Raw genomic sequence first — 9,935 nt, forward strand, 5'->3', positions numbered from 1 at the left:
TTTGGGAGAGTTGCATGCTCTTCGGCCACGATCAGCGACGACGACGCGACGAACGCGCTTTTGAGCGTGCTTTCGTGTTTTCCTGCGCCTGATCGATCGAACTCCATGGGGGACTGCGGATCGATGGCGCCGCACCCCGATTTCCCACGGTTCGACATGACCGCCATCGATCTCTCGCTTGCTCGTTCTATCGACGCCTTTGCGCTTGAGGATGTGACCTTTCGCCCCGAGGTGGCCGAGGACGCCGCCGCCATCGACGCCATCCACGACGTCACTTTCGGTCCCGGCCGCTACAGCCGCACGGCGTTCCGTCTGCGCGAGGGCCACGCTCCCGACGGTCCGACGAGCCTCGTCGCCGTTTACAGGGGGAGCGTTATCGGTTCGGTGCGACTGACCGCGATCGCGGTGGGCGAAACGCCGGCGCTGCTGCTTGGCCCGCTTGCCGTACTGCCGGCGCTCAAGAGCCTCGGCGTCGGCAAGGCGCTGATGCGGCTTTCCATGGAGGCGGCACGGCAGCGGCACCATAGGCTGGTCGTCCTGGTCGGCGACTTTCCCTACTACTGGCCGTTCGGCTTTCGCGTCGTGCCGGCAGGGCGGGTGGAGTTGCCGGGACCGGTCGATCCGGCTCGCTTGCTATGGGCCGAGTTGACGCCGGGCGCCTCGGAGGGGGTTGCCGGGTTGGTCAGGGCAATCGGTCCTGCTGTCTGAGGCTGACCGATTATCGGCTTTCGCGCCACCAGAGGCCGCCGAGCGCCAACAGCAGCAGGGCGCCGGCGAGCAATCCCAGATAGACCGGCACGGTTTCGATGCCTGCGACCTCGTAGGCTTTCGACGCCTTGAAGCCGATCCAGCCACTTCCCGAAAAGGTGCTCGCGGCTGGTTGGCGGAGCGCGACCGTGGGAATGTTCAATGGCCCGTTGGCTTCTGCCCGGAGCCGGATCGACGCGCCGCCGGTTGCTTCGGCGATGGACCGTGCCGGTTCCGTTGTTGAAACGAGGGCTCGGAACTCGCGCGGATTGGCGGGACCGACGTGGGCGAGGGCCGTGAGTGTGCCGTCCGTCGCCTTGTAGAGACCGGGCATCGGTGTGGCGATCGTTGCCCCGAAGCGGCCGGGGCCGAGAGGGGAGAGGTCGGACAACCGGCGTTCCGAGCCGTCCGGAAAAGTCACGGTTACCGGTTCGGCGCTGTCCTTCAAGGTGCGCCGTTCGACGGTGAGGTTGCCACCTTCGCCGGACAGGCGAAGCGCCTCCTCCTCAAGCTCGGGTTCGCCCATCAGCCAGTGGGCAACGTTGCGCAACAGTTCGGCGTGCGGGCCTCCGCCCTCGAAACCGCGCGCCCACAGCCAAACCTCATCGCTGAGCAGCATGGCGACGCGACCCTTGCCCTCGCGGGACAGCACGAGCAGGGGCTTTCCGTCCGGCCCCGACATCAACGCGTCGCCCCGATTTTCGCGCGTTTCGACGAGACGGAACCAGCGCGACCAGCGGGGCGGATCGACCTCTCCACCCGGCAGGTTCGCCGTCACCGGATGGCGTGCGCCAAGAGGGGTGATGGCGGGGCGGAACGGCGTTTCGATCACGTTGCCGTCGGGAATGGCCGGCAGAAGCGGCGCAAGGGGACTGTCGTAGACGCTGTCGGCGTTGAGTGGATCCGGGCCGGCCGCCATCAGCAGGGCCCCGCCGTCGGCGACGTAGCGGGCGATGTTGTCGAAGTAGAGAAGCGGCAGCACGCCGCGCTTCTCATAGCGGTCGAAAATGATCAGATCGAAGTCGTCGATCTTCTCGTCGAACAGTTCGCGGGTGGGGAAGGCGATCAGCGACAGCTCGTCGATCGGTGTGCCGTCCTGCTTCTCCGGAGGCCGAAGGATGGTGAAGTGAACGAGATCGACCGACGCGTCCGACTTCAGAAGGTTTCGCCAGGTTCGCTCACCCGCGTGCGGTTCGCCTGACACCAGAAGGACGCGCAGCGCTTGACGTACGCCGTCGATGACGGCGACCTCGGTGTTGTTGAGCGGCGATATCTCGCCAGGGAGTGGCGGAGCTTCCACTTCGATGATGTTGTCGCCCGCGTGGGGTATGCCGATGTCGACGGTGCGCTCCTCGCCCGGCGCCATGGTCACCGTGGCCACGATCTCGCCGTCGCGGCGCACGATCACAGGCACCGCCGCGCCATCTGGCGACCGGCCGTCGTCGAGGAGGCGAAAGCTGAGGCGCTGCGTCGAACGGACAAGCGCAAACTTGGGGCTGGACGTCAGCTCGATGCGACGGTCGTACTCGCCTGGATCTCCGGTGACGAGGACATGAACGGGAGCCGAGAACCCGAGTCCGGCGACATCCTTCGGCACGTCGTGGATCCGCCCGTCGGTGACGACGGCCACGCCGCCGATCCGATCGGCCGGCACGTCGGAGAGCGCGCGGCCGACATCGGCGAAAAGGCGCGTCCCGTCGGCGTTGTCGGTGGCAGCCGCCGGCACTTCGCGCAACTCCACGTCCGGGAGGTGGGACAGTCGCTGCTTGAGCGCCGCGTAGGCGGCGTCGGTATCGGCTGGCCGGCCGGCCAGCGACTGCGAGGCGCTGCGGTCGGCAACCAAGGCCACCACGGAGGGGAGAGCCTTGCGATCCTCGGCGACGAGCTCGGGCTTCGCCGCGCCAAGCAGCAGGAGAGCGAGGGCAAGCGTCCTGAGGAGTATGCCGGGTCGACGGCGGAAAGCCATCAGGGCGAGAACGGCGAGCGCCATGACACCGCCGACGACGAGAACCGGGATAGGTAGAAGGGGGGTGAAGGACAGCGACCAGATCATGACGGCCTTATTCCCCCAGCCGTTCGAGGAGGGCCGGCACGTGCACCTGGTCCGCCTTATAGTTGCCCGTCAGGACGTACATGACGATATTGACGCCGGCGCGGAAGGCGAACTCCCGCTGGCGAGGGGTACCGGGTACCAGAGGATGCAGGAAGGCGCCGCCTTCGTCCGCCGCCCAGGCGCCGGCCAGGTCATTTCCTGTGATCAAGAGCGGGGACACACCGTCGGCGGGCCGTACCGGCCGCTCCGTGTCGTCAGCTTCGTTCTCGCTGTCGTCGAGCGCCTCGACCCAAAGCGGCGATCCTTCGGTTCGGCCGACGAAAGCACCAAGCAGGTAGAAGGACTTGGTAAGCACATGGTCTGACGGTACCGGTTCGAGAGGCGGCACGTCGATCATCGCCAACATGTCGCGCAGACGCACGGTGTTGGGTGACTCGGCCGAGAATTCGGCGTCGTCACGGCTATCGAACAACACGGTACCGCCGTCCTTCATGAAGGCTTCTATGCGGGTCATGGCGGTGGCCGATGGCATCGCCGCCGCTGAGTCGATAGGCCAGTAGATCAGCGGAAAGACCGACAGTTCGTCGTGTTCCGGGTCGGCCGCCATCGGTTCGCCCGGCTCCAGCGAGGAATGCGAGGCAATGAAGCGGGAAAGCGTCGACAACCCGGCTCGACTGGTCTCATCGACGTCGACTATGCCGGTCTCGACATAGGCGAACCGGGTCGCGGAGAGAGCTTCGAGGAGCCGAGCGTCGTCGGCGGCATGGGCTTGAGGCGGGGTGCCGAGGAGGGTGATGCCGATCAGGAAGATGGCGGCCACCGATCCACGCCACCGGAACCCGCCGGCAAGGGCAGTGACGGCAAGCCCATCGACGAGAAGGAGAAGAAAGGCGAGGGCGAAACCGAAGGGGGACAGGTCGATCGCGGTTTCGGCGACGAGGCTGATCCGGCGCACGCCATCTCCCAGGGCGCCAAGACCAGGGGAGGTGTAGATCATGTCCGGTCTCATCGGATTGAGGGCGCGGAAACCGTCATCGCTGCCGTAGAGCCCGGGCGGCGTCGAGCGCGAAGGACGGAGCGTCGCGATGTCCGTTGCGCGGATGCCGGTAACGCCGGTGGTTGGCGCGGAAGCGCGACCGTAGCCATCGAGAAGGGAAAGCGGTGGCAATATGGTGGCGCCGCCGATCTCACGCGCTCCGCCATCGGCCGCGCCAAGGGCTACGGTCCGACGCAGCATCTCCACGAACACGCCCGATATGGGCAGGTTGGACCAGCGCGTGTCGGCGGTGACGTGGAAGAGAACCAGCCAGCCGTCGCCGACGGGAGCGGCCGTGACCAGCGGCGTGCCATCGGACAGGCTGGCCCACGTCCGGTCGGCGAGATCGATACCGGGTTCGGCCAGGACCTGCCGGTTCACCGTCACGTCGTTGGGAACCGCGAGGCCGGCATAGGGGCCGCCATCGGCAAAACTGCCGAGCGATTGGGGCCGGCTCCAGGACAGGGAGCCGCCGAGGGCGCGGTCGCCCCGACGAAGAGGGGTTGGAACCTCTGTCTCGTCGGACGCAGCGAGCCGGGGACCGGCAAACCGAACGAGCACGCCGCCTTTCTCCATGAAGGCGTGGGCGAGCTCCGCCTCGGTCGCACTCAAGCGACCGACGTCGGCGACCAGAATGGCGCTTGGCCGCGTTGCGATCGCCGCCTTGAATGCGTCGGCGAGGGCGCCCTGAGCGGGAACGGTCACTTCGGCGAATGGTGCAAGTGCTCTCTCGAGGAAATACTCGGGAGCGATCAATGGCCGCGCCGCTTCGCTGCCGGTGGCGGTGACGATGGCGACCGACCGTCTCCGCCAACGATCGTCGAGGAGCCGAACGCCAAGCGCCGAGTTGCCGCCCGCCACTTCCGCACGGGCGATGTCGTTTCGAATCTCCAGCGGCAGTTCGAAGCGGGCGTCGCCTCGGGTCGCGTCACCCGTAATTGCAAATGGGCGCTCGTCGAGAAGTCGGCCCTTTCGATCAAGCAGTCGGAGTTTGCCTTCGTCCGATAGACCGGCATTCGGCCGCCTAAGGTGGACGGTGACGGCTGCGCCGTCCTGATCGACGCTATCGATGGCGACGGGCGCCGGCCGGCTGGACGTTGCGATCGTCATCGGCGCTGTGGTCGAGAGGCGTCCGAGATTGGCAAGGAAGTCATGGGCCGTGCCGTTGTCGCCCGGCTCCGGCAGGACGACGACCTCTCCCGGTGGCGTTTCGGCAGCCAGGCGGGTGAGAGCAGGCAACAAGGGAGCGCGATCCGGCAGGATTGGGCGCGGAACAAGTGCGTTGACACGCCGAAGCGCTTCGGTCGCCGAGGTTTGCGCTCCGACAGCGGCGGCTCCATCGGCGGTGGCGACGAGCAATACCGGCCGTCCGGCGTCGCCGGCTTCCCCCAGGATGGTGGCTGCGGTGGCGCGGCGTTCCGGCCAGTCGGGCGCGGCGCTGGCGCCGTTGTCGATGAGGAGCCACAGCGGGCCTTGTCCGCGAATGATGCGCTCGGCCGGCTGAAGCACCGGGCCGGCGACAGCCAGTACGACCAGGCCGGCAATCAGCAGGCGCAAGGCGATCAGCCACCAAGGCGTACGAATCGGTGTTTCCTCATCGCGCTTCGGACGGGCGATGAGGGCGAGCGGTGGGAAGACGCGCGTCACGGGGCGGGGTGGCGTCGCCTTCAGGAGCCACCAGATGGCGGGTAGCGCCAGGAGACCAAGGAGGGCCAGCGGCGCCGCGAAGGAAAGGCCGCTCATGCTCCGGCTCCTTCCGGCGCAGAAAGCTGGCCGCAGAGGGCGATCAGCGTCTCCGTGGCGGGGCGGTCGGTTCGCGCGACCTTGTGGCTCCAGCCGGGGCGACAGGCGGCGACGAGACGCGCCCGATGCTCGGCGCGGCTGTTGAGATAGGCCTCGCGCCAGGCCTCGGCCCGGCCTGCGGTCAGGTGGCTTCCGGTCTCGGGGTCGACGAAATCGACGCGCCCCGCAAAGGGAAAGGTCTCCTCGACCGGGTCGGCGATCTCGACCAGGTGGACACGGCTTTCAAGCGCCGCAAGGTCGGAGAAAAGCGAATCGCGTTCCGCTCGCGATCCGAGAAAGTCGGAGATGAGCACCGCGTCGTCGCGGCGACGCATCGTTGCCACCCCCTGATTCGGGGCGACCGAGTCGAGGCGGGCAAGCTTCATGGCAATTACCTCGGCACCGTCGCGCCGGGTGGTCGGCTCGGCGTCGCCGACGACGCCGACGCGTTCGCCGGCGCGCGCCAACAGTTCGGCGATCGCCAGCGCGAGGGTGAGCGCAAGGTTGCGCTTGCTGGTGTTTGCAAGCTCGGAACGGAAGTCCATCGATGGTGTGAGATCGACCCACAGCCAGACGGTGTGAGCATTCTCGTGCTCGCGCTCGCGCACATAGAGCGTCTCGTCACGGGCCGACCGTCGCCAGTCGATGCCGCGCATGGGCTCTCCGGAGAGAAAGGGGCGGAACTGCCAGAAGTCCTCGCCGGGGCCGGCCCGGCGGCGGCCGTGCCAGCCCGCGGCGACCGTGGCCGCCACTCGCCGTGCCTCGATGAGGAGGTCGGGCAGGGCGGCGGCAAGTCCGCGCGCCGAGGCGACGCCTTTCGGCGTCAGGGCATCGTGCCCCGTCATGCTCAGATCACCTTTGCGAGGATGAGGCCGATCACCTCCGCGACGGCGCGGCGGCGGGCGCGAGCCTCGAAGGTCAGCGCCATGCGATGCTTCAGCACCGGCACCGCGAGCGCTGCGACATCGTCGAGCGATGGTGCATAGCGGCCGGTCAGGAGCGCACGAGCGCGAACGGCCAGCATCAGCGACTGCGCGGCGCGGGGACCGGGGCCCCAGGCGATGTCGCGGGCTGCCTCGGGCACGAGGTCGGCGCCCGGGCGGGCGCCACGCACCAGATCGAGAATCGCCTCGACGATTCGATCGCCGACCGGCATGCGCCGCACCAGAGCCTGCAGTGCCTGTAGTTCTCCATCGGCCAGCAGTCGCTCTGCCGTCGCTTCGTCACGACCGGTGGTCTCGATGAGGATGCGGCGTTCGGTGTCTCGGTCGGGATAGTCCAGGTCGATTTCCAGAAGGAAGCGGTCGAGCTGCGCTTCGGGCAGCGGGTAGGTGCCTTCCTGTTCCAGAGGGTTCTGCGTCGCGAGGACATGGAATGGAGCCGGAAGGTCGTGGCGGACGCCCGCCACGGTGACGTGGTGTTCCTGCATGGCCTGCAAAAGCGCCGATTGTGTTCGCGGCGATGCGCGGTTGATTTCGTCGGCCATGACGAGCTGGGCGAACACCGGCCCACGGATGAAGCGGAAGGAACGGCTGCCGTCGGTCGCCTGATCCAGGACTTCCGAACCCAGGATGTCGGAAGGCATCAGGTCGGGGGTGAACTGAATGCGCCGTTCGCTGAGGCCGAGCACGATCGCGAGCGTCTCGACCAGCTTGGTCTTGGCGAGGCCCGGTACGCCGACGATCAGGCCGTGCCCGCCGGAGAGCAGGGTCACCAGCGCTGCCTCGACGGCCGCCTCCTGCCCGAAGATGACGCGGGCGACGGCGGCGCGGACCGCCGAAAGCCGCTCGAAGGCGACATCCGCCTCGGCGACGGCGTCGGTGGCCGTCTTGATCTCTGCGTTCATCGCAGGTTGCTCCTTCTTTGCCTCAGTCGCCGGCGGGCCTCCGGCCCTTGGCTTTCGCTTCGCCAGCGCCGCGTGACGCCGGAACCCGCTCTCGTGGCTTATCGTTTCCGCTTCGATCTTTGACCGGTTTGCGCCCAACGGTCGAGTTTGACATCTCCCGCTGCGCGGCGCATCACCTTTCGGCGATGGTGCCGGATCTGGTTTCAACCTATGAGGCAAGCAAAATCAAGGCAGGCGCGGACCTCCGGGAGGCGGGCGTGATCGCGGAGGAAGTCGGCCCCGCCGAAATACTTGCCAGGGCGGCCCGGATGCGGCCGCTATCCACCGCCGGTGCGTTGCGCGCGTCGGGCGAGGGACGCGTGGCTGCCAGCCTCGCCGCTTCCACCCAACCGTTGCGAGATGCTGCTGTGCTCATCGGTCTCGTCGAGCGGCGGGGTGCCCGCGGCCTTGAACTCATCATGATCCGACGCACGGAAGGCCTGAGAGTCCATTCCGGCGAAGTCGCGCTGCCGGGCGGCAAGATCGAACCGGACGACGCTTCGCTGGTCGACGCGGCGCTGCGCGAGGCCGAGGAAGAGGTTGGTCTCGATCCGTCGGTTGTCAAGCCAGTCGGCCTGCTCACCCCCTATCCGACGCCGTCCGGTTTCCGAGTCTTTCCGGTGATCGGGCTCGTCGGCGGAGCGCCGGCTTTGGTGCCCGATCCGGGGGAAGTGGCGGAGGTGTTCTTGGTGCCGCTCGATTTCGTGCTCGACCCCGGAAACCACCGCGAGGAGTTCATCGATCACGCAAGCGGACGCCGGCATTTTTTCTCGCTGCAGTATGGCAGACATCGAATCTGGGGCGTTACCGGCAATATCCTGCGCCGTTTCTATGAGGAAGTTTTCCGATGAGCCTGCCCGTCTCGATCGTCGGTGCGCCGTTCCTTGGCGACCCAGCTTTTCGGCGCGTGATCGCTGCGATCGAGATGGATGGTGACAGGGCTCGCGTGGTTGGTGGTGCTGTGCGCAACACTCTGATCGGGGTGCCGGTCGATGATGTCGACATTGCCACGACGGCAAGGCCGGAGGTGGTGGCCGCGCGGGCGACGGCCGCCGGGTTGAAGGCGGTGCCGACCGGGATCGCACATGGCACGGTGACGATCGTCTCTTCAGGGCGACCGTTCGAGGTGACGACGCTCCGGACCGATCTCGAGACAAATGGCCGGCATGCGGTCGTCGCCTTCACACGTGACTGGGCCGGTGACGCCGGACGACGCGATTTCACGATGAATGCGATCTATGCCGATGCGGATGGCAGTCTCCATGATCCGGTCGGCGGCATCGCCGACGCGCTTGCCGGCCGCGTCCGTTTCATTGGCGACCCCGTCGAGCGAATCGAGGAGGATTACCTCCGCATCCTGCGCTTCTTTCGTTTCCATGCCCGCTATGGACGTGTCGAGCTCGACAAAAGAGGGCTGGAAGCGGCCGTCGGCCTGCAGGAGGGAATCGGCCAGTTATCGCGTGAGCGAATCGGCGCGGAGATGCGCAAGTTGGTGACGGCTGTCGGCGCCGAGCCGGCGCTCACCGTCATGGACAGGACGGGTATTCTTGCCAAGATTCTGCCCGGTGGTGGCGTCCTGGCTCGTTTTTCGACGACAATCGACCTGGCACTCCGGCACGATCTGCCTTTCGGACTGGAAGCAAGGCTCGCCGCGCTGGCGGTCGATCGGCAAGGCCTTGCCGGAGCGTTGCGCCTGTCGGGACGGGAAGACAAGCGGGTCGAGACGATCGTTCAGTGGGGGGGCGAGCTCGCCGCGAGAATGGATGAAGCGACCGTCCGTCTCGTCGTCGTTCGGGCCGGCAACGAAGTGGCGTCCGCCGCATTGGTTCTGGCGGCGGCCGAACAGGGATGCGATCCCAAGGCGAATCTCGTTCAGATCGCCCGCGATTTCCGTCCTCCGGAATCGCCTGTGACAGCTGCCCGCTTGATGGCTGAAGGCTACGTGCCCGGACCGGGACTCGGAGCCGAACTGCGTCGCCGAGAGGCCGCCTGGATCGCCGCTGGCTGCCCGGACAAGTTCAACGGCGGCGTTTGAGACGGCTTGGCCAAGCCTTTTGAAGCCCGGCAGAAATTTTCTGGAATTTTTTCGGCGTCGACCGCGCCCATGACGGATTTTTGACCGTTTGGAAAATCGCTAATTATTTGAAAATAAATAACTATATGGCTTATCGGATGTAATTTCACCGCCGGTGAAGACGGTGTTGACAGGGCAAGAATGACCCCCTATAAGCACGTTCATCGACGGCGGCGCTGCGGCGACGTGGTGCCGGCGAGTTTCTGTTGCCTGGTGCTGGTGTTAAACTGGCGGTCTAGAGCGGCGGGTTTGAAGGGCTGGTACCCTTCGGTTCTTTGACAAGTGAATAGGAAGAAAGAGAAACGTGGCCGGCGCTTAGGGCATTCGGCACGTGACTGACCTGAGAGGGTTGGTCGGG

Annotated in this window: 7 protein-coding genes; 3 read left to right on the plus strand and 4 right to left on the minus strand. The window is 66.6% G+C overall.

Going from position 1 to position 9,935, the window contains the following annotated elements; translation table 11 throughout:
* Positions 1-123: 123 nt before the first annotated feature.
* On the plus strand, positions 124-708 hold the full coding sequence (locus M4J40_RS19425; RefSeq protein ID WP_251756055.1) for a GNAT family N-acetyltransferase: 585 nt from the start codon (positions 124-126) through the stop codon (positions 706-708).
* Between the two features lie 10 nt (positions 709-718).
* Here the strand turns inward: M4J40_RS19425 and M4J40_RS19430 are convergent, their stop codons facing one another.
* From M4J40_RS19430 to M4J40_RS19445, 4 genes are read right to left on the minus strand one after another with little or no spacing between them, the layout of a single operon-like run.
* Positions 719-2,800 carry a hypothetical protein gene (locus M4J40_RS19430; protein WP_251756056.1) on the minus strand — a complete coding sequence of 694 codons (2,082 nt, stop codon included), beginning with the start codon at positions 2,798-2,800 and terminating at the stop codon, positions 719-721.
* A 7-nt stretch (positions 2,801-2,807) separates the two neighbouring features.
* Positions 2,808-5,579 carry a DUF4159 domain-containing protein gene (locus M4J40_RS19435; protein WP_251756057.1) on the minus strand — a complete coding sequence of 924 codons (2,772 nt, stop codon included), beginning with the start codon at positions 5,577-5,579 and terminating at the stop codon, positions 2,808-2,810.
* On the minus strand, positions 5,576-6,463 hold the full coding sequence (locus tag M4J40_RS19440) for a DUF58 domain-containing protein (protein ID WP_251756058.1): 888 nt from the start codon (positions 6,461-6,463) through the stop codon (positions 5,576-5,578). Before M4J40_RS19440 ends, M4J40_RS19435 begins: the two co-directional genes overlap by 4 nt.
* Positions 6,464-6,465: 2 nt before the next feature.
* On the minus strand, positions 6,466-7,464 hold the full coding sequence (locus tag M4J40_RS19445) for a MoxR family ATPase (protein ID WP_251756059.1): 999 nt from the start codon (positions 7,462-7,464) through the stop codon (positions 6,466-6,468).
* A 257-nt stretch (positions 7,465-7,721) separates the two neighbouring features.
* Between M4J40_RS19445 and M4J40_RS19450 the strand changes: the two genes are divergently transcribed.
* Together M4J40_RS19450 and M4J40_RS19455 are read left to right on the plus strand one after the other, a co-directional pair.
* Positions 7,722-8,354, plus strand: a complete 633-nt coding sequence (locus tag M4J40_RS19450; RefSeq protein WP_251756060.1) for a CoA pyrophosphatase — start codon at positions 7,722-7,724, stop codon at positions 8,352-8,354.
* Complete coding sequence (locus M4J40_RS19455) at positions 8,351-9,538, plus strand: CCA tRNA nucleotidyltransferase (RefSeq protein WP_251756061.1); 1,188 nt, start codon at positions 8,351-8,353, stop codon at positions 9,536-9,538. The genes M4J40_RS19450 and M4J40_RS19455 overlap by 4 nt, the downstream gene beginning before the upstream one ends.
* Positions 9,539-9,935: the final 397 nt, after the last annotated feature.

It is taken from the genome of Pleomorphomonas sp. JP5, from assembly GCF_023721815.1.
GTDB lineage: Bacteria > Pseudomonadota > Alphaproteobacteria > Rhizobiales > Pleomorphomonadaceae > Pleomorphomonas.

Excerpts from the sequence above, each read along its gene's own strand:
- M4J40_RS19425 (WP_251756055.1), top strand. The coding sequence starts at position 124 with ATGGCGCCGCACCCCGATTTCCCACGGTTCGACATGACCGCCATCGAT.
- M4J40_RS19430 (WP_251756056.1), bottom strand. The coding sequence starts at position 2,800 with ATGATCTGGTCGCTGTCCTTCACCCCCCTTCTACCTATCCCGGTTCTC.
- M4J40_RS19435 (WP_251756057.1), bottom strand. The coding sequence starts at position 5,579 with ATGAGCGGCCTTTCCTTCGCGGCGCCGCTGGCCCTCCTTGGTCTCCTG.
- M4J40_RS19440 (WP_251756058.1), bottom strand. The coding sequence starts at position 6,463 with ATGACGGGGCACGATGCCCTGACGCCGAAAGGCGTCGCCTCGGCGCGC.
- M4J40_RS19445 (WP_251756059.1), bottom strand. The coding sequence starts at position 7,464 with ATGAACGCAGAGATCAAGACGGCCACCGACGCCGTCGCCGAGGCGGAT.
- M4J40_RS19455 (WP_251756061.1), top strand. The coding sequence starts at position 8,351 with ATGAGCCTGCCCGTCTCGATCGTCGGTGCGCCGTTCCTTGGCGACCCA.